Here is a 22,863-nt window from a genome sequence, read left to right on the forward strand (position 1 = left end):
GTGACCATGCGGCCGTGGCGCCGGTGGGCCCTGGCCTTGCCGGCGTCGCGGCGGGCCTTGCCGGCGTCGCGGCGGGTCTACCGGCGCCGCGGCGGGTCTACCGGCGCCGCAGCGCGCGGGACGCGGAGCGGGCGCTCGCGTAGCCGAGCTCGGCGGCGAGCGCGTGCCGCGAGGGGGTGGCGATGGCCAGGTACCGATCCACGAGCGCGGCGCGCGTCTCCGCGAGGAGCGCGCGGTGCGACGTGCCCTGCTCCCGCAGCTGCCGCTGGAGCGTGCGTGCGCTGACGCCCATGCGCTCGGCCACCCGGTCGATGTTCGGGTTGCCCTCGGCGATGCACTCGCGGAGCGCGTGGCGGACCTCGTCGACGAAGCCGGACGGCGGCGCGGCGGGCGGCGGCGCGTCGACCCGATGTTGCTGCTGGAGCCGCAGCTGCGCGAGCTCCTCGAGGATCTCGCACAGCCGGAGGTCGGGGGAGCGGAACGGAATCTCCAGGTGCTCCCGCCGGAAGACCAGCTCGTCGCAGGGGGCGCCGAACTCGACCGGCGCGTCGAAGATCTGTTCGTAGGCGCCTGCGCTACCCCGGCGGTGGTGCCGGAAGCGCACGGCCAGCGGGCGGACGTGCTCGCCGGAGAACGTCCGCGCCCGGAGCACGGTCATGCCGGCGAGGAGCTCCGACACGGCGGGGAGGCCGTTGGGCGCGACGTGGCGGAAGCGCGCGCGGCCGCCGTCCGCGCTCAAGCTCAGCTCGCCGGAGTCGGCGAGCAGCGGGGCGAAGCGGATGAAGCGGGAGAGCGCCGCGCCGAAGCTTTCGCTGTTCCGCGACAGGTAGTCGAGGATGTCGAGCGTGCCGACGTCGAGCGTCTCGGCGATGCGGAGCCCGAGCAAGGGGTCGCCGCTCACCCGTTCGGCGGACGACCAGACGTACCGCGCCGCGCTCAAGGGGATCGGCACGCCGCGCTGGCTGAGGGCCCCCGGCGGAAGCGCCGCGCCCCGCAGGACCGCGTCGAGCGGCAGGCCGAGCTTCGGTGCGGCGGAGATGAGGAGCAAGATGAAGTCGGAAAATGCAGGCGGAGCCGGCTCTTTGCGCACATTTCCTCACAAGTCTAAGGACCTAGACGATAGAGGGACGTGGGCCGCCTTGCAACCTGGGCGGGCGTCGGGAGCGTGCGTTCCCGTGGATGCCGCGCCCTCGCCATGCGCTCGCCACGCCCGCTGGTCGTCGGGGTGCCGTGGCCACCTGATGGCCGGCCTGCGGCGTCGTCCGCGAGCGCGGGGGGAGCCCGCGTGGTCACGCTCGTCGGGGTCGCGGCCGTGGTCGTCGGCGCTCCCGGCTCGGACGGCGACAGCCTCGACCTCAACGACCTCCCGATCCCTCAGGCGGGGAGCTGCGGGGGTTGTTTCGAGGTGGATCAGGCCGCGAACGAGGAAGACGGCTGCGCTGACGTGACCCCCGGCAGCAGCGCGGCTGTTTGCGGGCCGGGCGACACGGAGCTTGGCATCGCGCGCGACCTGCCGGCGCTCGACGACGGCGCATCGCCCGATCCGGGCGTGTCACCTCGCGGCGACTTTGTAAAGAATGTTTAAAAAAGAAGCCTCGACGGCGCTGGACATTGAACGTCGGGTGTCATCCGCTACATCATCGCTCGCCTGAGGTCGCTCCGAGCAATGCTTGGTCGCCCCCTGGGCGCGGCATCGCGCGCTGGGCGGCGAAGGCTGTCTCCCCGGCGGTTTCCTGCGGGGGAGTGGGGCACGAGGCCCGGGCTGCGCCGCTGGGCGGCTTGGGCTGATCGGCGACCTTGCTGAAGGATGGATGGAACGCGCCGCTCGACTGCTCGCAACCATTCGCGGCGGTCGGGGACCGCGCTTGTAACGGAGAATACCTGGATGGGAAGCTCGAAGATGGGGCTGCTATGGGCGTGCGGGGTCGGAGCGGCCCTGTTCGCCGGGGGGTGCTCGGATGCCGGGGAGGAGATGCCGGAGCGCCTCGACGAAGTTTCGCGATCGCTCACCCTGGCGGATCGGCTCGATCAATGCGCGCAGGATCCGCGCGTGGTCGCCGGGCTCGTTTCGCAGGACATCTGCGCGGGCGCGGGGGTCTTCTTCCACGAGACGTTCGAGGGCAACGGCCGCACCTGCGGTACCTGCCACCCCGTGGCCAACAACACGACGCTCGACGTGCAGTTCATCAGGGCCCTGGACCAGACCAACCCCGATGACCCGCTCTTCGTCTTCAGGGAGGTGCCGGAGCTCGCCGAGCTCGAGACCTCGGACCTCCTGGACGACGCGGCCATCCTCGAGAACGTGGACGGGTTCATCGATCCGACGCACCGGTTCGTCTCGCGCGGGGTGAACCACGTCCTGTCGCTGAGCACCAGCATCCGGGCGGATTCGGGGGACGGCACTACCAATCCGCCCGCGGAGCGGACGGGCTGGGGCGGGGACGGCTCGAGCGACGGCACGCTGCGCGGCTTCCTCAAGGACGCGGTCACCCAGCATTTCCCGAAGCGCCTCGCCCGCGAGCCGGGCGTCGATTTCCGCTTGCCGACGCCGGAAGAAGAGGACGTGACGCTGGCCTTCCAGCTCAGCCTGGGTCGGCTGAACGAGCTCGATCTGGCGAGCGTTCGCATGTTCGACGCGGAGGCGGAGGACGGCCGGCAAGCGTTCATGGACCCGGAGCGCGGCCGCTGCAACGTGTGCCACCACAACGCCGGCGCGAACTTCCAGGACACCGGCAACAACCGCAACTTCGACACCGGCACGCGCAACAGGGGGTCGTCGCTCAATGGGGGCAGCTTCGGGGGTGAGTTCCTCGCGGACGGCGGCTTCGGGGGGCGAGACCTGCCAGCGCCCAATTTCGATGGCACGGGTATCGGTTTCCCGAATTCGTTCGGCAACGGCACCTTCAATCCGCCGCCGCTGATCGAGGCCGCGGACACGCCGCCCTTCTTCCACAACAACCTGCAGATCAACGACAGGGCGGATCCGGGCATCAACGATGCCGTCACGTTCTACGCCTCGACGCCCTTCAACTTGTCGCCTGCCGCCCAGGAGCTCGAGCAGCGCTTCGGGACGCCGCTCAACCTGGTGCCGCTCGACGCGAACGCCATCGCTCGTTTCTTGCGCGCGCTGAACGCTGCGTTCAACGTCGACATCGCGAAGCAACGGCTGGACGCCGCGCGGGTGCTCGTCGACAGCTTCGCGAACACGCGCGCCGACGTGCAGCAGAGGCTGATGGAGCTCGCCGGCGTCGAGATCGACGACGCCATCGAGGTGATGGCGCCGATGGCGCTGTATCCCGCTGCGTCGCAGCAGCTCGACCTCGCGCGCGTCGAGATCGCGCAGGGGATCGCGGCCAGCTCGGCGGTCGAGCGCCGCAACCGCATCGTGAATGCCGTCGCGCGCGTGACGACCGCGCGGGCCCAGTTCGGGCAGAACATCACGTTCGTGCTCGGTCAGGGCAACCTGATGTACTGAGCGCGGCGGGGCTCGCCGAGCGCCGCGCGAGCGGTGTTCGGCTGAGCGGCGCCGGGGGCGGTCACGAGAAGAGCATCTCGGAGCCGTGGGCCGTCATGAACCTGAGCTGGCGCGCGCCCGCGGGGCAGCCGCTGCGCGTCGAGCTCCGCCCGCGGGCTAACCTGGGTCCGCGCCCGCCCGCGGGACTAACCTGGGTCCGCCGCCCGCGGGACTAACCTGGGTCCGCCGCCCGCGGGACTAACCTGGGTCCGCCGCCGCCGCCCGCGGGACTAACCTGGGTCCGCCGCCCGCGGGACTAACCTGGGTCCAATAATCTGGGTCGGCCTCGGGGGATGGCGGGCTACGTCCGCCATGGCGCCGCCACCCCCCTACGCAGATGGATCATCGTACTTCCCGCACGATTTTGCGTGCATGTCACGGTACGGTTTGTGCTGGCAGGAGCCACATGTCCGCTCCTCGGAGACTCATCGCCGGCGCCACCTACTTCGTGACGAGGCGCTGCACCCAGCGGCAGATGATGCTGCGGCCCTCCGTGGAGACGAACCAGGTGTTCCTGTACTGCCTCGCGGTGGCCGCCGAGCGCTCCGGCATCGAACTCCACGCCTTCGTCGTCATGTCCAACCACTGGCACGCTGTGTTGACCGATCCAGAGGCCCGCTTGCCCCAGTTCCTGCAGCTCCTCCATCGGCTCGTCGCGAGCTGCATGAATGCCTTCCTGGGCCGAACCGAGAACTTCTGGTCGGCGGAGCACGCGAGCATCATCGCGCTCGAGAGCGCCGAGGACGTGCTTGACAAGATCGCGTACGTCATCACCAACCCGACCGCCGCCGGCCTCGTGCGGTCCCCCGAGGAGTGGCCCGGAGCGATCACCACAAAGCTCGGCCAGCGCCACGTCGCGACGATGCCTGAGGTCTACTTCCGCCGGCATGGCGCCAGGCTGCCCGAGCGGGCGCGCATCGACTGCACCGTGCCGCCTGTCCTCCGCGAGCTGGACGCGGAGACCATCGATCGACGCCTTCGCGTACTCGTTGCGCGCAACGTTCGGCAGGCACGATCCAAGGTCCGCGCCAGCAGACGCACGTTCCTCGGCGCGGACGGGGCGCGGACGATGTCACCTTGGCAGCGGGCGGCCACACCGGAGCCGCTCCGCCGTCGCCGGCCAGCTGTCGCGGTGAGCGATCCCCACGATCGCAAGGCAGCCCTAACGAGGCTCCGCGCCTTTCGGAGCATGTACCGGATCGCTCTGAGTCGCTGGAGGAGCGGCGATCGAGCAGCACGCTTTCCAGAGGGTACGTACATGATGCGTGTGTTCCACGGTGCCTGCTGCGACCCCGCGTCGTAGAGACGGCCACCAGGAGCAGTACTCAGGAAGCGGCCGCAAATCGCGGCCAGAGCGCGGCGCGCTGTCTACGGGGCAGTGAACGGCGCGATGTCGTGCGACGCGGCGGTCAAAGGCTCGCCGCCGGTTCCAGGTCGGCGCAGCCGAGCCGTGAAGATGCTCGGTAGCGCCGCGCGGCGCGACCGCCCGTGCGGCCTCCGGCGCCTCCGGACGCCTCGTGCAAGCGATCGGGGAAGTAGTAACCTGGGTTCGATTCACGCCGGGTTCGGTAGGGAAGTAGTAACCTGGGTTCGATTCAGTCCGCTGGGTTCGATTCACGCCGCCGCTGCAGCCCTCGCCGCCGCGCCTCCACGGACCAGGGGGTCGCGCTGGTCGGGGTGTCGCGCTGGTCGATCTCGTCGAGGGGATGGGGCTCGCGACCGGGGGCAGACTTCACGACGCTCCGATTCCACCACGATCGGAGCCACGTCGGGATGGCGCTTCGCGAAAGAACGTCGTGCTCGCGCGGCTCGCGAGCGACGAGCGCGGCAGGATTATCGCGGCCAGCGCGGAGGTGGCACGCTCGGAGGTGCCACGGGGGGCAAGGACGTGTACCTGATGCAGCTGCCGTTCAATGAGGAGGCCCCGGTCGCGGCCGGCGCGGTCCCGATGCGCAGCCTGATCGAGACCTCTGCGATCGCACGCCAGATCACGGACGAGATGTCGCCGTCGATATGGCTCGTGTACGTAGACGTCGCCTTCTCGGATCTGGCGCCGCCGGTCTGGCGCCGCCGGAGCTCGACCCGGGCGCGGCTGCAGGGGCCTCCACGTATTTCGGCGTGCGGATTTGCAGCGCGCCCTAGCTAGCGCGCGCCGACGAGCACGCTGGCCGACGCCGGCGGGCCGTCAGAGGCAATCGACGAGGCCGTCGTAAATCGACCTGTCCGTCCCGGGGAGCGCGGTGTCAATCGCCCGAGCTCCCGGCGCCGAGAGCGCCGCCAGGAGGTCGACCACGGCGGTCTCCGGGGCGACGGGCACCTCGCAGAGGAAGATCCTGGCGTCCACCTCCACATCGCCCGTGGAAGCCAGGACCTCCTCGTTGCTCGCCGCGAGGACCCACACGCAGCGGCCTATCGTCCCGGCGTGCTCCTCGACGGAGCAGCGGAATCGAAGCGGCTTGTAATTGCTGTACTCGCCTTCGCAGAAGGTGTCGCCGCACACGGCGTCGAAATCGTCGTCCAGATCGCGGCGCAGCGCGTACCATGCGTCGATCTCAGCCGAGCTCGCGAAGTACGACTCCGCGTCGATGAAGCTCTGCGCGCCGGTCGAGCCGGCCGGAGCCCCGGTGCCGCCTGGCTGCGGCGCGGTGTCCTCCGGTTGCTGCGGGACGGCGCCGTGCGCGGCAGAACAGGCGAGCGCGAGAACCGGGAGAAGCGTGGTCAGGGAGTGACGAACCAACATGCGTGCCTCCATCGAGCGCGACGCGCGGCGCCGGCTCGAGCTATCGCCGCTTCCGGGCCTCCGCGCTGCCCCGCGACGGCGAGGCCAGCGCGAGGTCGGACCTCGCGGCGTTTCGGGAGGCGCTCTTTGCGAGCGGCGTGCCTAGGCTTTTTGCCGCATTTCGAAGCCTACCCCGCTCTCCGGGGCCTGGCGGCCGCCAGGCGTACCGCCAGGTCCGCCACCTCGGAGCGATGCTACCCGCGCGTCGCGAGCCCCCGCCGCCCCCATTCCCGGTACGTCTCCACCCACCCCAAGAGCTCCTCGCGCGACGCGCCGTGCTGCGCGGCGACCGGCTCCGCCTCGCTGCCGCCCAGGTAAGCGAGCACCGCAGCCTCCATCTCCCGCGGATCCCGCGCCGCCGCGCCTCCGGCGGCCGCGCTCCCCTCCGGCGCGGCCCCGCGGACGGCGACGGCGACCCCCGGCGGGACGCGCGCGACGGGCAGCCGCGCCGCCGGATCGCCGAGCAGCACGTACGCCGACAGATCCTGCCGCTGCATCCACAGATCCGCCCGCCTGGCCCTCCGCGCGCCGTCGTCGGCGCCGCCGGGCGAGGCCGCGTCCTTCTCGTACATCGCCGTGAGGTTCCGGTCGATCTCGCCGAAGAAGCTCGCGATCTCGTGGTGCACCACCCCGAAGCGGTGGCCGTTCACCGCCGACCGCAGCGCCTCCTGGAAGCGCTCGTGCCGGGGTCGCGGGGCCCCGCCGCCGGCCGTCGCGATGCCGTCCTGGAAGCTCCACGTCCAGCTCAGGTCGACGTGGCCGATCACCCCGAGCGGCCCGTCGGGGTTGGCGAGCGCCTGCTGGGGCAGCGCCGCCACGAACGGCCGTTCCCCCTCCCGGGGCAGCGCCGAGAGCACGGTCCGCGCGTGGCCGTCGTGGAGACCCAGGGCCGCGAGCTGCTCCAGCCACGGCAGGTAGGCGCTCCGCGCCGGCGCGCCTCCGCCGAAGCACGCGAAGAACAGCCACAGGCCGCCGGGCAGGAACTTCCGGCCCCGGAGATCCTTCGCCGCGATTCGATCGTTGCTCCGGCTGATCTTCATCGCCCCCTGCAGCCGGCGCTGCTCTTCGGGCGAGGCCCAGCGCCCGCTCGCGGGCAGGCCCAGGCCGTGGCTCATCGAGAACAGCAGCCCGGCCTCGGCGCGCTCGGCCCGCGCCAGCAGGTCGTGCGCGTGATCCAGGAGATCGTCGTCCGAGAAGCGGCCCTCGCCGCCGCCGATCTCGACGAGGTCCGCCGCGGGGAACCTGCCCTTCCTCCGGAGCGCCTCGGCGGCCGAGCGGAGCGGCTTCATCAGGTGCTCGTGCCCCTCGGCGATCGCGCCCGTGCCGTCCCGCGCCGTGTAGAGGATGGCGGGCGCGCCCCGGGCGAGCTCCTCCTCGCCCTGCCGCTCCCAGCGGAGCAGCTTGGCCACGTACGCCTCGTAGGCCTGCTCGTCGACATCGCCCCGCTCGTCGGTGAACGCGAGCCGGCCGACGAACGCCTCACCTCCGAGCATCTGCTGGAGCTCCCACGAGACCAGGTCGGGGCCGCCGAGGATCAGGAGATAGCGGGGCAGGTCGGCGAGCTGGCGGCCGACCTCATCCCGGTAATCCTGGCCGATCCAGCGGTTCGCCGCCTCGGCATCCATGCCGGGTTCGACCTCGTAGATCTTAACCTGGGCATGTTGATCCTCGCGCCGTTTGTCCAGGAGCGGGGCGATTCGGTCGACGAGACGCCTGCCGGCGTCGCCGCGGGGGACGACCAGGCCCCAGCGCTGGGCGGGCAGCGCGTCGGGCAGGCCGCTGCGCTCGGCCAGGTGGGTGGGCCTGCGCGACCGCGCCGCCGGCCTCGGCGGCGCGTCGACGGCGTCCTGCGGGAGACCGCCGGAGAGCACAGGCTCCTGGGTGTCGGCGTGGGCGAGGAAGAGGTGGAGGGGCATGGGGTCAGGGTTGCGGGGCGGCAGGCGCTCCGGGGGTGCGACCGTGGGATCGCTCGCAGGCCTCGTGCTGCGCGCGGGCCTCGGCCTCGCTCTCTCCGGCGTAGAGCGCGCGCATCTCGGGCGGCAAGCACGAAGGGGTCGCCTCCTGGAGCCGCCGCCGCACGCCGCGGAGGGTAACGGGCCAGAGGCGCGCGCTGCCGTCCTCGGAGACCGTGACCACGCGCTCGCCGTCCTGGCTGAACCTCGCGCCGCGGAGCGGGGCCGCGTGCCCTCGGAGCTCGAGGACCTCGCCCGGGCGCTCGAGCTCCCAGACCAGCGCCCGCGCGTCGCTCGAGGCGGTGACGAGGCGCCCGCCATCCGGGCTGAACGCCGCGGAGGTGACCACGCCCGTGTGCCGCTTCAGCTCGAGGATCTCGCCCGCGCCGTCGAGCGTCCAGACCCTCACCGTCGGCTCGGACGCCACGGTGACGACGCGCTTCCCATCCGGGCTGAACGCCGCTTCGTAGACCGGGGCGGTGTGCCCCCTGAGCTCGCGGGGCCTCGCCGGGTCGTCGAGCTCCCAGACCCGCGCCGTGCGATCCTCGGACGTGGTGACGAGGCGCTTGCCATCCGGGCTGAACGCCGCGGAGGTGACCGTGCCCGCGTGCCCCTTGAGCTCGCGCGACCGGCCCGAGCCGTCGAGCTCCCAGACGCGCGCGGTCCCGTCGCGCGACGTGGTGACGAGGCGCTTGCCGTCGGGGCTGAACGCCGCGGAGTAGATGCTGCCCGTGAGCCCCTCGAGATCGAAGAATTTCCCCGAGCCGTCGAGCTCCCAGATCCGCACGATCATCCCCGTGGGGTGGGGGTCGGTGACGAGGCGCCTGCCATCCGGGCTGAACGCCGCGACGTGCGCGGGCCCCGCGAGCTGCAGCGCCGCGCCCGCGCCATCGAGCTCAAGCACGTGGACCGTGTCCAGCCCGACCAACACCGCGACGCGCCGGCGATCCGGGCTGAACGTCGCGAGGCGAGCCATCACGGGGAACGCCTTGGTCGCGAGGATCTTGCCCGCGCCGCCGAGCTCCCGGACCTGCACCTCGTTGTCGTGCCGGCCCGTGACGACCAGGCACGCGCCGTCCGCGCGGAACGCCGCGGCGTGGATCACGAGCCCCGGCGGCGTCCTCCAGGGCGCCGTGGCCGAGAGCGCGTCGAGCGCGAGCTGGGCGAAGCCGCGCGCCCGCTCCGGCGCCGCGACCTCGAGCAGCAGCTCGCTCACCCGCGCCAGCTGATCGCGCGAGGCGAGCTCCCGCACCCCGGCCATCAGCGCAGCGTCCCGCGCCTCGATCGTCCTTTGCCTGGCCTCCTCCGCGGCGCGCTCGGCCGCCATCGCGGCCTCGGTCGCCGCCGTGCTCTTCGACCACGCCACGAACGCCAGCACGCCCATCACCACCGCGAGGACGCCGGCCGCGACCCCCGCCGCCCGCGCCCGCCACCGCCGCCGCGCCTCGGCCTCCTTGCTCCGCGCGATGAGCGACAGCGCGCCGGGCTCGATCTCGTGCTCGTGGCGGCTCAGGAGCTCCTGCGCGGCGGCGAGCCGCTTGCCCTCGAGCAGGTGATCGTACGCGCTCGCCTCGGCCGTCCACGCCGCGAGCAGCTCGAGGTCCGCGGTCATCTTCCGGTCCTCGCTCACCCAGCCGCGCAGCCGGCCCCAGCTCCGGATGAGCTGCTCGTGGGCGATCTCGGCGCTCCGCTCCTCGTCGCCGCCGACGACCACGAGCCGCTCGGCCGCAAGCAGGGCGAGCACCTCGTCGAACACCGCGGCCTCGGCGTCGGGCCCGCGGCGCAGCTCCTCCAGCCGGCGCCGCCGCCGGGTGTTCAGGGCGGCGTCGTCGCGCGCGTCGACCAGCTGGACCAGGAGGCGGCGCGCGGCGCGCCGGCGGACCTCGTCGAGCCCGTCGAGGATCGCGTCGGCCCTCCGGGCGAGCGCGCCCGTGACGCCGCCGAGCCGCTCGTACTCCTCGCGGGCGAGCCGTCGGCCCCTCCTTCGCTTCCACAGCTCGTCGAGCGTGTACTCGAGCAGCGGCATCGCGCCCGGCTCGTCCCCCGCGTCATCGACGAGCTGCGCCGCGAGCCCCTCGTCGAGGGCGAGGCCCACCTGCGCCGCGGGCCGCTCGACGATCGCCGCGAGGTCGTCGCGACGCATCCGCCGCACGAAGATCCGGTGCGCCTCATCGTAGGCCACCTGCTCCAGGTCGGGCTCGCCGTCGCCGAGCCGGAGCTCGCCGCACCGGCCGAGGAAGTCGACGCGCAGCGTGGCGATCACGCTGACGCCGGAGGCGGCGTCCCCCGCGAGCCGCCAGAGCTCGCGGAGGAAACCCTCGCGCGTAGCCTTGTCCGGCAAGATGGTAAAAATCTCCTCGAATTGATCGACGACGAGCAGGAGCGGCGCCGCTGGATCCTGTCGCGCGGCGAGGGCTTGCGCGAGGCGCTCGCGGAAGTCGGGGGTCGGCCGCAGGGCTGGCGGCGCGACCCACCGCGGGTCGCGCGCGCTGAGCGCCGGGACGACGCCGGCCAGCACCAGCGAGGATTTGCCGGTGCCCGAGGCGCCGGTGACGATCAGGAAGCGTCGCGCCCCGCGGTCCGTCGCCTCGACGAGCCGCATCAGGTCCGAGACCGCCTCCTCGATCTCCGCCTGCCGGCCGTGGAAGTAGCGCGCGTGCTCGCGCTGGAAGGCGAGCAGGCCCCGGTAGGGGCGGAGCACCACCGGCCGGTGGTCCGGCCCGTCGGCGGCGCGGGCGTAGAGCTGCAGGGAGGCCCAGTCGACGCCGCCCGCGTCGGCCGCGAGCGCGGCGAGGCGCTCGCGCGCCGCGACGAACGCGCCCTCGAGCGAGCCGTGCGCGACGAGGAGCTCCCGGTAGAGCGCCTCCGTGAGCGCGCCGGCGCCGTCCCACGACAGCGGGTAGCGCGACGCGACCACCGCGGAGATGCCGGCGCGGTGGAGCGCGAGGGCGACGCTGCCGAGGCGGCTGTCGATCTCGCCGGCGTCGCCGCCGTGGCAGGCGCAGAGCACGACGAGCCGCAGCACGCCCGCGTGCGGCCGGAGCTTGTCGGCGAGCCGCTCGGCCTCGACCACCTCGTAGCCGGCGCCGTCGGTGGTGCGGAGGCGCAGCCCGTAGGCGGCGCGCTCCGACGCCAACGACGCGCCGTGGCATACGAGGTGCAGTATGTGCACCGGGGCGTGCGTCGCGAGCGCCTCGCCGAGCGCCCGCAGCGACGCGTCGCCGAGCTCGATCACGCTGCTGCCTGCGTCCGGGTGGCCGCCGTCCCGGTAGGCGCCGCGGATGGAGGCGAGCTGCTCCTCGTGGGGGACGCCCATCCCGCCCGCGGACCAGGCGACGAGGATGCGCCCGTGTTCGGGCGGCGGATCCGGCGCCCGCGGCGCTGTTGCGCTGCCCGGCCACGCGTACCGGATCAGGCAATGCGGCAGCTTGCCGAGGCGCGCGCCGGACGGGAGCTCCACGGCCTCCCACGGCAGGGCGAACAGCTCCGCCGCGCCGAGCTCGAGGGTCACCTGCACCGGATGGCGCGGGTCCTCGAGCAGCCGCTCGTCGGCGTCCCACCCGAGGCGCCCCAGGAAGCGGCGGAGGCGAGCTCCCAGGTTAGGAAGACGCCCCGGGTCCGGCGTCGGGCTGCGGAGGTCGAGGAGGTCGGCGAAGACCCCCTCGTCCCACGCGAGATGCGCGTCCGCCGAGGTGCCGTCGGCGCGGGTGCGGAGGTACCCGACGGTGCCGTGGCGGCCGGGGCCGTAAGGGAAGGAGAAGGGATCGCCCGCGTCCTCGGTGCGCGCGAGGTGGACCTCGATCTCGAGCGGTTCGCGCAAGGGATCCCCGGCGGCGCTCGCGGCGCGCGCGTCGCCCGCGCTTCCGGCGCGCTCCCCGCCGGCGCTCACGGCGCGAGCCTCCGGAACCGATCGAGCAGCGCCGGGAACGAGGGGCACCGCACCGCGCCGTGCACGTACGCGAGCAGCGCCTCGCGCGCCTCCACCAGCCGCTCGAGCGCGCCCACCACCTCGACCTCGTCCGCGAGCACCGCCTCCGCGAGCGAGCGCCGCGCGTCGAGCACGTCGAGGATCGCGCGCCGGCTCGTCGCGACGCGCACCGCCGCCGCCTCCTCGTCCGCGCCCGCCGCGCGCACCTGCGGCGCGCCGCCGTCCGCCTCGACCACGAAGCGCTCGCCGTCGACGCGGATCGCCACCGCTCGGCCGGCGAGCCGCGCGCTCACCCGGGCGTGGGCCTCCGGCAGCTCGGCGGCGAGCGCCGCGAACGACTCGGCGAGCAGGCGCGCCACCGGGCCCCGATCATCCGTCGCGGAGGAACTCGAAGACACCTGGGCCCTCCATGGCCACCTCCACCCCGCGGACGCGCCCGGAGAGCGCCGCCCGCCCGCTCACCTCGTTGAGCACCGTCACCGCCTCGAGCTCGCGCTCGCTCGGCATCACAACCTGGGCTACCGCTTCGGGCGCGAAGCGCAGGCGGAGCTCGTCCCCGTCGCCGCGCGCGACGACCTCCATCCGGCGCGGCACGTCGCTTGCTGCGCCGGAGGCGAGCAGCGCCATCACCCGCGGCACCCGGAGCGGCCGCCCCACGTCGAAGCAGCCGTCGTACGCGACGCGGATCTCCTCGTCCCGGAAGACCCGCAGCGGCTCGCTCCCCCGCCACAGGAACAGGCCCTGGTAGCGCGCCGCCGACCGGCCGCGGTCGGTCATTCGCACGTGCACGACGCTCCACGCGTTCGCGGGATCCCAGGGCAGCGCCGAGCCCCACTCCCACGAGAAATCGTCGCCCCAGAGAAAGTGGCCCCAGTTGTGATCGTGGTACGCGGGCGCGGCCTCCACGCGGCGGGTCACGCCGCCGGCCGTGATGGTGCCGCGCGCGACCAGGCGCGGCACGAACAGCCACGAGAGGCTCCGCTCGGGGGAGAGCGGCTGGTTCGCCGAGAGCGCCGGGGTGGTGGTCGGCACGAGCTCGAGCTCGGCGGCGAGGGGGCGGTCGCGGAGCGCGATCGAGAGCAGGTAGCGTCCCCGATCGAACCGCAGCCAGCTCTCCCCGAAGCGCGCGTCGACGCGGCCCGGGACCACCGCGACCTCGCCGTCTGCGAAGCGATCGACGCCGCCGTCCCACGCGTCCGTGCGCGCCAGGGCGATGAGGCGCGCGACCTCGGCGCGCCGCGGGTCCGGCGCCCAGCGATCGTCGACCAGGTTGAAGTTGACGAGCAGGTGGGCGCCCTCGGTGTGGACGAGGAAGTGCTGCCACTCCTTGTGGTCCGCCCGCCCCCGGAGCCGCGCGGGCGAGCGTCGGAAGTAGTCGGTGGCGGCGAGCGTCGCCGAGACGCGCGGCGCCGGGGAGGGGAAGGGGAGCGCGGCGGTCACCGGAGCAGGCTCCGGAGGCCGCGAGCGGCCGCCGCGGGATGGGGGGCACCGCGGTCCTCCCGCCGCGCCTCTTCCCGGCGCGCCTGCTCCTGGCGCGCCTGCCGCAGCGGATCGAGCTCCGCGAGGAGCGTGCGCCGCACCGAGATCGCGCCGAGCAGCAGGTAGATCAGCGCGTCGCTGCGGGCGTCAGTCGCCGCGCCGCCCGGGGCCGCCGCCGCGCCCGTCGGCGGCGGCTCCACCGACCCAGGTTGCGGCGGCGGCGCCGGCGCGCCCGCCACCAGCCCCGGCGCGCCCGCGACCGACCCAGGTTGCGTCGCCGGCGGTGTCGCCGGCGCCCCCAACCCGGGTTGCTTCGCTGGCGCCCCCAACCCCGCCAGCGCCCCCAGCGCTCCCAACCCAGGTTGCGTCGCCGGCGCCCCCAACCCAGGTTGCGTCGCCGGCGCCCCCGGCGCGCCGAGCAACCGGTCGAGCCGGCGCGCGAAGGAGACCAGCCCGAGGAGCAGGTGGAGCGGCACGTTGCCCTCCGCGGACGCGTCCCGGACGCTATCGAGCAGCGCCAAGCGGATCTCCTTTCGCCGCATCGTAGAGCCCACGGAGCGCGGCCTCGAGGTCGGGCGACCGCGCCGCCCGCAGCAGCGCCTCGAGGTACGCCGACGGGAGGATCGCGTCCGGATCATCCTCGAGCATGTTCATCCCGACCGCGTCCCAGACCTGCCGGCCCCGGCGGACCAGGTCCGACCCGGCGAGCGCCGCGGCCCACTCCGCCCCCTCGGGCGTCGTCGCGAACCGCCGCCCCTCCGCGATCAGCGCCGCGAACGCGGCCTGCGCGGCGACCGGGTGCTTCAGCACGAGCAGCTGCGCCCGGCGCAGGATCGCGGGGATCGCCCCCGCGCCGGCCCCCGCGCCGGCCCCCGCCCCGTCGCCCTCCTCGGCCGGCCGGGCGGCGGGCGCGAGCAGGCGCTCGAAGAGCAGGTCCTGAAGGCGCCTCGACTCCTCGTAGATCATCGCCTGCAGCCGGATCAGATCGAAGAGGGCGGGCCGCTCGCGGCCTTCGCCGTCCTCGGCGGCCGGCGCGGGGTACAGCGCGGGGAGCATACGGAGCAGGTCGATCATCGTTCGTTCACCTCACGCGCTCGAGCACGTACTGGATCAGGCTCTCGAGCAGATCGCGGTGGACCCCGGGCAGGAGCCACGCCGCGCAGCCGTCGAAGGCGCGCTGGGCCTCGCCCGCCCAGGCGCTCGCCACGGCCCGGGCGTGGTCGATGCTGCCGGTCCGCTCGATCAGCGCCCGCAAGAAGCGCACCTCGTCCGGCGTCTTGACGCGGGCCCCCGCTTCGGCCGCCGACCCGTGCCGGGGCAGCGCCAGGATCCGGATCGCCTCGGCGCGATCCTCGGCCGCCGCGTGGCGCAGCGCGTGCAGCAGGATCAGCGTTCGCTTCCCTTCCCAGAGGTCGCCGCCGATCTCCTTGCCGTACTCGCCCACGTCGCCGGCGAGGTTCAGGATGTCGTCCTGGATCTGGAACGCCACGCCGAGCCGCCGCGCGAAGCTCGAGAGCGCCTCGATCCGGCCTGGATCGAGCCGCGCCGCGATCGCCCCGATCGCGACCGGGGTGATGAAGCTGTACCAGCACGTCTTCTGCTCGACCATGGTGACGTAGTCCTCGTCGGCCAGGTCCCACGCCGCCCGCCGGACCCAGTCGAGCTCCAGGGCCTGCCCCTCCACGGACTCGCGCGTCATCCGCGCCACGGCCTGCAGGATGCGCAGCGCGGGGCCGAGGCCGAGCGTCTCGATGTTGTCGAGGAGCGGCTGGAGCGAGAGCGCGAGCATGGCGTCGCCCACGTTCACCGCGACCGGCACGCCGTACGCGCGGTGCAGCGTTGGCCCGCCGCGGCGCAGGAGCGACTCGTCCTCGATGTCGTCGTGGATCAGGAAGGCGTTGTGGTAGAGCTCGAGCACCGCCGCCGAGCGCAGCACCGCCTCGAGCTTCCCGCCGAGGGCGCGGCAGGCCGCGATGCACAGCGCCGGGCGGAGGCCCTTGGCCTCCCGCAGCGGGTAGTCGAGCATGAGATCGTAGAGCGCCGCCCCGCGGCGCGGATCGGCGGGGATGATCCTGCGGATCTCGGCCGTCACGAGCTCGCGGCATTCGTCGAGGTAAAGGTGCAGCTCCGCCGGCGTCATCGCGTCCCGGGCTCGGCGCCGCCGTCGCCCGCGCAACGCCGCCGGATCCGTCCATTCTGGATGGCGCCGAGCACGGGCGTCAACGCGCCTGCGCTCCCCGTCGTCGGCCGACGCGCGCCGGCGCGCGCGGGCGCTGCGGCGCCTCGTCCCCCGGGATCCCCGCCGGGCCGGCGCTCGAGGGTGGCCGTCCGGCCCCAGGACCCTGCGGCTGCGATCGGCTGCCGGCTGTAAACATCGGGCCTCATTGTAACGAAACTATCTCCGCAGCAACATTACCATCACGCGGTCGAGCGGAGGGGCCCAGGAAACCCCAGCAAAATAATGTGAAGGCTCGTCCGCCGTGGCGGCATCCAGTCCGGTGAGCTGCCCGAACTCGGGCGGAGGGCTGTCGCTCGTGTGCTCTGGGCGACGCGCGTCTCCCTGGCTGCTTGCCGACGGCGCTTCTTTCCCTCGAGACAGCGACCGACCATCTCCTCCTGACGAGGGCCTGCCTATGCACATGAAGTTTGGCTTGAGGAAACCTGGACATCACGGCGCTGCCCCACCATCGCTCATCGCCGGGGCCACGCTGGCCGAGGCCGCTCGCCTTGCAGCGATGCTCCGGGCGAAGCGCGGGCCCGCGCTGCGGAAGAGGGCTGGGTGGTGTGCGGTTGACTGACTAGCTCCGCGTCGTTCAGGAGGCGGAGGCCTCGACGAGCCGCCCGGCCCGAGGGGCGCGTGTTCGTCGCGCGGCGCGGGGGCGACGACAAGCTCGCCAGAGCCCTCGCCCTCCGGCAGCGCCGGAGAGCGAGGGCTCTAGGTCTCACACATCGGCCCTCCCCGCGACGCGCGACGAACACGCGCCCCTCGGTCTACGCTCCTCCAGAACCAGAGAGAGCTTGAGGCGCCGCTCGACGAAGCGCATATCCGCGTCGAGGCGCGAGCTCGCGCGCGGGACGCCGCTGTAGCGCGCGCCCAGCGGCGCTCGGTGAATCTCCGGTGGCGTTCTGGAGAGAAGCTCGCCTCCGGAGTTGAACGATCCTCACGAGTCCGGGAACAGAGCTCTGAAATCGAACGGCGCCCTTCAATCCACATGGCGACGCCCCGCGCGAGCCGCGGGCGAGCGCCGGTGATCCGGGGACGCCCGCACACGACCAGGAGCCGATCATGAAATCGACCGACCATCACTTCACTTCTCCGACAACGCAGGGCGCCGGCGCGGCAACGAGGTGCTTGCGAGGGGTGTTCTCGATGATCCTCGCCTCGTCGCTGCTCGGCACCTCGGCCCTGCTCGCGGGCTGCTCCGACGCTGGCGGGACCCCGGCGAGCACGGACGTCGCGAGCGGCACGGCCGGCGGTGGCGGCGAAGGCACCGGCGGCGATGAGAGCGGCGGTGGCGGCGACGACGCCGGCGTCGGCGGCGGCAGCCCGCCGGGCGAGTGCGCCGGTGACTCCACGATCGAGGCCAACACCGATCCGGACGATCCGGTCCAGCGAGCCATGGACCGCCTGGTGCGCGACGACAAGTTCCCCGCCGTGCTCGTCGCCGTCCGCGATCTCGACGGGAAGACCCGTCACTACACGGCCGGCGTCGGCGACCTGGAGACGCAGGCGAAGGTGCCTGTCGACGGGCAGGTGCGCATCGGGAGCAACACCAAGCCCTTCACCGCCGTGGTCGTCCTGCAGCTCGTCGGCGAGGGCAAGGTCGACCTCGACGCGCCGATCGAGACGTACCTGCCGGGCCTGATCCGCGGCGAGGGCATCGACGGCCGCGAGATCACGGTGCGGCAGCTGCTGCGGCACGAGAGCGGGCTGCCCGATTTCGTCGGGCTGCTCCTGGGTGACGACCTCTTCAAGGCCATTCGCACCTACGTCCAGCCCCGCGCGCTGCTCGACCTGGCGCTGACGCAGCCCGGGACAGCTCCCGGCACCGAATGGGCGTACAGCAACACCAACTACATCATCGCTGGCCTGCTCGTCGAGAAGGTCACCGGCCGCCCTCTGGCCGAGGAGGTCACGCGCCGGATCATCGATCGCATCGGGCTGCGCGACACCTACGTCCCCGAGGTCGGCGAGCAGGGCATTCGCAGGTGCCATCCCAGGGGCTATCACGCGAACCTCGGCGAGCCGCTGCGCGACGTCACCGAGCTGGACCCGTCCATCGCCGGGGCCTCCGGAAACATGATCTCCACCCCGAGCGACATGAACCGTTTCTTCACCGCCCTGCTCGGCGGCGAGCTCCTCGAGCCGGCGGAGCTCGAGGAGATGCGCGCCACCGTCGACGCATCCAGCCAGTGGCCCGGCTACCGGTACGGGCTCGGCCTGAGCAGCCTCCCGCTGCGCTGCGGCGGCGTCGTCTGGGGCCATGGCGGCGACATCTTCGGCTACGAGACCAGCGGCGGCGTGGCCGAGGACGGCCGCGCCGTCACCGTCGCCGTCACGGCGCTGCCCTCCGCCGTGCCCGGCGTGCAAACCCGCGAGCAGGCCTACGCCGTCTACGAGAACGTCCTCGCCCTCACGGACACCGCCCTGTGCGACTGAGCCTCGAGCGCGCCCTCGCGCCGGTGGTCACGACAGCCGTGCTGGCGTGATCCGCAGCGGGGCATCGAAGTAAAAATCGTATCGAGGCGTGAACGATCCTCGCGAGTCCGGGAACAGAGTTACGAAATCGAGCGGCGCTCTCCCATGAGACGCAGCGAGGCCCGGCGGCGCGAGCCGCAGGCGCGCAGCGGTGAGCCGAGGGCGCCCGCAACCGAACAGGAGCTGAACATGAATTCCATGCACCATCGTTTGAACTCTCCGAGGACACGTGTCGCCGGCGCCGCTGAGAGGCGCTTGCGCAATGTCTTCTCAGCGGCCCTGCTCTCGGCGCTGCTCGGCTCCTCGGCCCTGCTCGCGGGCTGCGACGACGACGAGGCCCCGGCGAACACCGACACGACGAGCAGCGTGAGCGGCGGCGGCGAGGGCGGCAACGACGGCGAGGGCGGCAACGACGGCGAGGGCGGCAACGAGGGCGAGGGCGGCAACGGCGGTGAGGGCGGCAGCGGCGGTGATGACACCGCGCCGGGCGAGTGCTCCGACGGCTCCACGAACGGCGCCAACACCGATCCTGACGACCCCGTGCAGCAGGTCATGGACAGCATGGTGAGCGACCGCAAGTACCCCGCCGTCCTGGCCGCCGTCGTCGACCCCGACGGGAATACCCATCACTACGCCGCCGGTGTCGCCGACCTGGAGACGCAGGCGAAGGTGCCCGTCGATGGGCTGGTGCGCTTCGGAAGCAACAGCAAGACCTTCACCGCCGTGGTCGTCCTGCAGCTCGTCGGCGAAGGCAAGGTCGACCTCGACGCGCCGGTCGAGACGTACCTGCCAGACCTGGTGCGCGGCGAGGGCATCGACGGCCGCGAGATCACGGTCCGGCAGCTGTTGCAGCACACGAGCGGGCTGCCCGACTACGACGATGTGCTCCTGGCCGAGGGCGTCTTCAAGATCCAGCACACCTACTTCGACCCCTACACCCTGCTCGACATGGGGCTGTCGCAGCCGGGGAAGGCCCCCGGCTCCGAATGGGCGTACAGCAACACCAACTACGTCCTCGCCGGCTTGATCGTCGAGAAGATCACCGGCCGCCCGCTCAACGAGGAGATCACGCGCCGGATCATCGACCGCATCGGTCTGCGCGACACCTATCTTCCCGACGTCGGGGAGCAGGACATCCGGGGATGCCATGTGAAGGGCTATCACACGGACGTGCCTCGTGAGCCGCTGCAGGACGTCACCGAGCTGGACACGTCCTGGGGATGGGCCGCCGGACAGGTGATCGGGACCCCGAGCGACCTCAACCGCTTCTTTGGCGCCCTCTTCGGCGGCGAGCTGCTCGAGCCGGCAGAGCTCGAGGCGCTGCGCACCACCGTCGACGCCCCCGGCATGTGGCCCGGCGCCCAGTACGGGCTCGGCGTGATCAGCACCCCGCTGAGCTGCGGCGGCGTCGTCTGGGGCCACGGCGGCGACATCCCCGGCTACCACACCCGCGGCGGCGTCACCGACGACGGCCGCGCCGTCACCGTCGCCGTCACGGTGCTGCCGTACTTCCTGTATGGCGAAGAGGGCGCCGAGGAGGCCTACCTGGAGATCCTCGACCTCGTCGACACCGCCCTGTGCGAGTGAGCCCGCGCCCGCGCCGCCGGCGCGGGCGGCGCACCCGGTCCTCCGCCGGCGCTCAGCCCTGCTTGCGCGGCGCCTTGAGCGAGAGCTTGAGCAGCACGTCGTCGCGGATCAGGTCGTCCTGCTTGCCCGGATAGACGATCCCGAAATCCTTCCGGTTGATCACGAACTCGGCGTTCCCCGACACGGCGTCGGCGCCCTCGGTGATGGTCGCGGGGAAGGTGATGGTCTTCTTCACCCCGTGCAGATCGAGCTCGCCGGTGACGGTGTGCGTCGCGCCGTTGTCCCCGCCGGCCTTGATCTCGGTCGAGGTGAAGCTCGCCTTCGGGAACTTCTCGACGTCGAAGAAATCCGCCGACTTGAGGTGGCCGTCGAGCTTCTCCGCGTCGGTCTTCACCGACGCGGTGTCGGCCTCGATGCTGAGCTTGCCGCCCGCGGCCTTGCCGCCGGCGAGCGTGATCGAGCCCGAGATCTTCTCGAACTTGCCCTCGTGCTTGCCGGTGACCTTCGAGCCGACGAAGCCGATGGTCGACGCGGCCGCGTCGATGGGGAACGTCTCGGCGGCGCCGGTGGGCGCGGCCGCCTGCGTCTGCGCCGGCGCGGCGGACGAGACGGTCGCCTTGGGCTTGTCCTTCGTCGGATCCTCGCAGCCCGCGAGCGAGAGCAGGAGAGCGGCGGGGAGCGCGAGGCGAACGATGCGGGTCGTGATCATGAGAGACATTCTCCTTGTCGGTCATCCAAACTGCACAGAACGCTTGGTGAACGAGCCGTAGGTGAGCCCCGTGATGGGGAACGCCGCCGCCTCGCTCACGTCGATCGACGCCCCGAGGGCGGCGACGACCGGTACGAAATGCTCGTGCGTCGGGAGCGCCATCTTCACGCCCGGCGCGCGCCTGCGGTAATCGAGCAGCGCGTCCACGTCCCGGCGCCCGAGGACCTCGGCGCACCAGGCATCGAACTCCGTGGCCCAGGGCTGCGCGACCGCATCACCGCGCCAGTCTGCCGCGCGCAGGTTATGCGTCAAGAAACCGCTGCCGATCAGCAGCACCCCCTCGTCGCGCAGCGGCGCGAGCGCTCGGCCCATCTCGAGGAGAGGGGCTGGAGAAAGCGTCGGTAACGAGATCTGGAGCACGGGTATCTCCGCGTCCGGGTACATGCAGACGAGCGGCACATAGGCCCCGTGATCGAGGCCCCGGCGCGGATCCTCGGCGACCGGCCCGACGCGGCCGAGCAGCTCCCGGACGCGCCGGGCGAGCGCGGGGGCGCCAGGCGCGGGGTACGTCACGCGGTAATACTTCTCGGGGAAGTTGTAGAAGTCGTAGACGAGGGGCACGGTCTCGGTGGCGCCGACGGTGGCCGGCGCGTCGACCCAGTGGGCCGAGAGCATCAAGATCGCCTTGGGGCGCGGCATCGCCTGCGCCCAGGCGCGGAGCTCGGCCACCCACGCGCGATCGTCGAGCAGGAACGGGGAGCCGTGCGCGAGGAAGAGGGCCGGCATGCGCCCCGCGTGGGCCTTGTCATGGGTCTCGGACATGGAACCTCCCTCGGTCGCGATCGACGTCGCGCCGGTTGTCGAAGCCGAGCTCGATGTCGTCGGCGTCGAGCGCCCGCAGGCGCCCGCGGTGGGCACGGCCCCGCCCGCGGCGAGGAGGAGCTTCAACGCGGCCCGGCGATCCATGAGCGAACCCTAGGATGTTTCCGAGAATGGTACAATGCCCCCACAATGAAACGCCAGGTTGTCAAAAAGGAAACCATCGACGCAGATTTGCTCGATCTGCGGGCTTTTTGCCTGGTCGTGGATCTCGGGTCGATCACGGCGGCCGCGAGGACGCTGGGGGAGACCAAGGGCAGCGTCAGCCGCCGCATCACCCGCCTGGAGCACGCGCTCGGCGTGGAGCTGCTCCGGCGCAGCCCGCGGCGCGTGCAGGCCACGGAGGACGGCCTCGCCTACCGGATGCGGGTGGGCCGGGCGCTCGAGCTCCTGGAGGACGCGAACGCGGCGCTGCAGCAGGCGCGCGCCAGGCCGAGCGGGCACCTCCGGGTGACCGCGCCGTTCGACCTCGGGCTGAGCCTGCTGGCGCCGCTCTCCGCGGGCTTCGCGGAGCGTTACCCGGAGATCTCGGTGGAGATGCTCCTCACCGAGGCGCTCCTCGACTTCGACGCCCACCAGATCGACGTGGCCCTGCGCGCGACCGCGAGCCTCCCGGACTCGTCGCTCATCGCGTACAGGCTGCAGCACATCGAGATGGGGCTGTTCGCGGCGCCGGCCTACCTCCGCAAGCACGGGCCCGTGCGCAGGCCCGAGGACCTCGCGGGGCACCGGCTGCTCCTCGCCCAGACCACCCGCGGGCACGCGACGATCGCGCTGCAGCCGCGCGACGGCGGCGACCGCGCCGAGCTCCGGGTGCGCGCGGCGATCGCGGCGTCCGACTACTCCTTCTGCCGCGAGGTCGCGCTGGCCGGGGCCGGGATCGCGCTCGTCCCCGCGGTCAACGTGCGGAGCGATCTCGACGCGAAGCGGCTCGTGCCCGTGCTCAAGGATCACGCGATCGACGGCGCTGCTCCCCTCTACCTCGTGCATCCGGGGACGCGCTTCCTGCCGTCGAAGATCCGCGCCTTCCGCGACTACCTGCTCGACGCGTTCGGCGTCCAGGGGCGGCGCGAGGCCTCCGCCGCGCGATAGCGGGCTCGTCCGTCGCCGCTCCCGGCCGCGTCTCCCGGTCGGACCGGACCGTGGCCGCGTCTCCCGATCGGACGGACGCCGGCCGTGCTCGCGCCCGAGCAGCGGATCACCACCGGCTGCTTCTGGGGAAGCAACGCGCCCGCAGCCCCGCCGCCGGGCGCCGCGCGGCGGCGGGCGCGGGCCCAGGGACCGCCGCCGCCAGGGGGCGAGTCGCAGGGCGGCATGGGTGTTGCTGTTCTGTCGCC

At 72.8% G+C, this 22,863-nt stretch carries 19 protein-coding genes; 8 read left to right on the plus strand and 11 right to left on the minus strand.

Translation table 11 applies throughout. From position 1 onward, the window contains the following. Positions 1 to 97: 97 nt before the first annotated feature. The gene (locus WMF26_RS01585; protein ID WP_437998860.1) at positions 98 to 1,090 is read right to left on the minus strand and encodes an AraC family transcriptional regulator ligand-binding domain-containing protein; all 993 of its coding nucleotides are present in this window, start codon (positions 1,088 to 1,090) and stop codon (positions 98 to 100) included. Between the two features lie 195 nt (positions 1,091 to 1,285). On the opposite strand from WMF26_RS01585, the gene WMF26_RS01590 reads away from it, so the two are divergent. The 4 genes from WMF26_RS01590 (at position 1,286) to WMF26_RS01605 (ending at position 5,660) form a co-directional block, all read left to right on the plus strand. Beyond that, positions 1,286 to 1,585: a hypothetical protein gene (locus WMF26_RS01590; RefSeq protein WP_437998861.1), complete on the plus strand. Its 300-nt coding sequence runs from the start codon at positions 1,286 to 1,288 to the stop codon at positions 1,583 to 1,585. A 300-nt stretch (positions 1,586 to 1,885) separates the two neighbouring features. Further along, positions 1,886 to 3,475 (plus strand): hypothetical protein, encoded by a 1,590-nt coding sequence (locus WMF26_RS01595; RefSeq protein ID WP_437998862.1) that lies wholly within the window; start codon positions 1,886 to 1,888, stop codon positions 3,473 to 3,475. A 532-nt stretch (positions 3,476 to 4,007) separates the two neighbouring features. Beyond that, positions 4,008 to 4,817 (plus strand): transposase, encoded by an 810-nt coding sequence (locus WMF26_RS01600; protein WP_437998863.1) that lies wholly within the window; start codon positions 4,008 to 4,010, stop codon positions 4,815 to 4,817. A gap of 594 nt (positions 4,818 to 5,411) precedes the next feature. Next, positions 5,412 to 5,660 carry a hypothetical protein gene (locus WMF26_RS01605; protein ID WP_437998864.1) on the plus strand — a complete coding sequence of 83 codons (249 nt, stop codon included), beginning with the start codon at positions 5,412 to 5,414 and terminating at the stop codon, positions 5,658 to 5,660. Between the two features lie 39 nt (positions 5,661 to 5,699). On the opposite strand, the gene WMF26_RS01610 is transcribed toward WMF26_RS01605, so the two are convergent. The 8 genes from WMF26_RS01610 to WMF26_RS01645 all read right to left on the minus strand — a co-directional run bounded on the left by WMF26_RS01610 (position 5,700) and on the right by WMF26_RS01645 (position 15,792). Beyond that, positions 5,700 to 6,254, minus strand: coding sequence for a hypothetical protein (locus tag WMF26_RS01610; protein ID WP_437998865.1), 555 nt, complete (start codon positions 6,252 to 6,254; stop codon positions 5,700 to 5,702). A 233-nt stretch (positions 6,255 to 6,487) separates the two neighbouring features. Then, positions 6,488 to 8,209 carry a hypothetical protein gene (locus WMF26_RS01615; protein WP_437998866.1) on the minus strand — a complete coding sequence of 574 codons (1,722 nt, stop codon included), beginning with the start codon at positions 8,207 to 8,209 and terminating at the stop codon, positions 6,488 to 6,490. Between the two features lie 4 nt (positions 8,210 to 8,213). Continuing rightward, entirely contained in the window at positions 8,214 to 12,134 is a 3,921-nt protein-coding gene (locus WMF26_RS01620; RefSeq protein ID WP_437998867.1) for an nSTAND1 domain-containing NTPase, read from the minus strand. Continuing rightward, on the minus strand, positions 12,131 to 12,532 hold the full coding sequence (locus tag WMF26_RS01625) for a hypothetical protein (RefSeq protein WP_061627975.1): 402 nt from the start codon (positions 12,530 to 12,532) through the stop codon (positions 12,131 to 12,133). Before WMF26_RS01625 ends, WMF26_RS01620 begins: the two co-directional genes overlap by 4 nt. A 10-nt stretch (positions 12,533 to 12,542) precedes the next feature. Then, positions 12,543 to 13,613 (minus strand): hypothetical protein, encoded by a 1,071-nt coding sequence (locus WMF26_RS01630; protein ID WP_437998868.1) that lies wholly within the window; start codon positions 13,611 to 13,613, stop codon positions 12,543 to 12,545. Continuing rightward, positions 13,610 to 14,173: a hypothetical protein gene (locus tag WMF26_RS01635; RefSeq protein ID WP_437998869.1), complete on the minus strand. Its 564-nt coding sequence runs from the start codon at positions 14,171 to 14,173 to the stop codon at positions 13,610 to 13,612. The genes WMF26_RS01630 and WMF26_RS01635 overlap by 4 nt, the downstream gene beginning before the upstream one ends. Next, positions 14,157 to 14,726, minus strand: coding sequence for a hypothetical protein (locus WMF26_RS01640; RefSeq protein ID WP_437998870.1), 570 nt, complete (start codon positions 14,724 to 14,726; stop codon positions 14,157 to 14,159). Before WMF26_RS01640 ends, WMF26_RS01635 begins: the two co-directional genes overlap by 17 nt. A 7-nt stretch (positions 14,727 to 14,733) precedes the next feature. Beyond that, positions 14,734 to 15,792: a polyprenyl synthetase family protein gene (locus WMF26_RS01645; protein ID WP_437335486.1), complete on the minus strand. Its 1,059-nt coding sequence runs from the start codon at positions 15,790 to 15,792 to the stop codon at positions 14,734 to 14,736. 1,146 nt (positions 15,793 to 16,938) lie between these two features. Here WMF26_RS01645 and WMF26_RS01650 point away from each other — a divergent pair. Beyond that, positions 16,939 to 18,312 carry a serine hydrolase domain-containing protein gene (locus WMF26_RS01650; RefSeq protein ID WP_437998871.1) on the plus strand — a complete coding sequence of 458 codons (1,374 nt, stop codon included), beginning with the start codon at positions 16,939 to 16,941 and terminating at the stop codon, positions 18,310 to 18,312. Positions 18,313 to 18,540: 228 nt separating this feature from the next. After that, positions 18,541 to 19,938: a serine hydrolase domain-containing protein gene (locus WMF26_RS01655; RefSeq protein WP_437998872.1), complete on the plus strand. Its 1,398-nt coding sequence runs from the start codon at positions 18,541 to 18,543 to the stop codon at positions 19,936 to 19,938. Positions 19,939 to 19,990: 52 nt separating this feature from the next. Here WMF26_RS01655 and WMF26_RS01660 read toward each other — a convergent pair whose 3' ends face one another. Both WMF26_RS01660 and WMF26_RS01665 read right to left on the minus strand, forming a co-directional pair. Next, on the minus strand, positions 19,991 to 20,647 hold the full coding sequence (locus WMF26_RS01660; protein ID WP_061626113.1) for a YceI family protein: 657 nt from the start codon (positions 20,645 to 20,647) through the stop codon (positions 19,991 to 19,993). 21 nt (positions 20,648 to 20,668) lie between these two features. Then, positions 20,669 to 21,469: a dioxygenase family protein gene (locus tag WMF26_RS01665; protein ID WP_437998873.1), complete on the minus strand. Its 801-nt coding sequence runs from the start codon at positions 21,467 to 21,469 to the stop codon at positions 20,669 to 20,671. Here WMF26_RS01665 and WMF26_RS01670 point away from each other — a divergent pair. Continuing rightward, complete coding sequence (locus WMF26_RS01670) at positions 21,468 to 21,626, plus strand: hypothetical protein (RefSeq protein WP_437998874.1); 159 nt, start codon at positions 21,468 to 21,470, stop codon at positions 21,624 to 21,626. The genes WMF26_RS01665 and WMF26_RS01670 overlap by 2 nt on opposite strands. Before the next feature lie 32 nt (positions 21,627 to 21,658). Further along, positions 21,659 to 22,618: a LysR family transcriptional regulator gene (locus WMF26_RS01675; RefSeq protein ID WP_437998875.1), complete on the plus strand. Its 960-nt coding sequence runs from the start codon at positions 21,659 to 21,661 to the stop codon at positions 22,616 to 22,618. Positions 22,619 to 22,863 lie beyond the last annotated feature (245 nt).

The organism is Sorangium sp. So ce185 (assembly GCF_051526825.1).
Lineage (GTDB): Bacteria > Myxococcota_A > Polyangia > Polyangiales > Polyangiaceae > Sorangium > Sorangium cellulosum_D.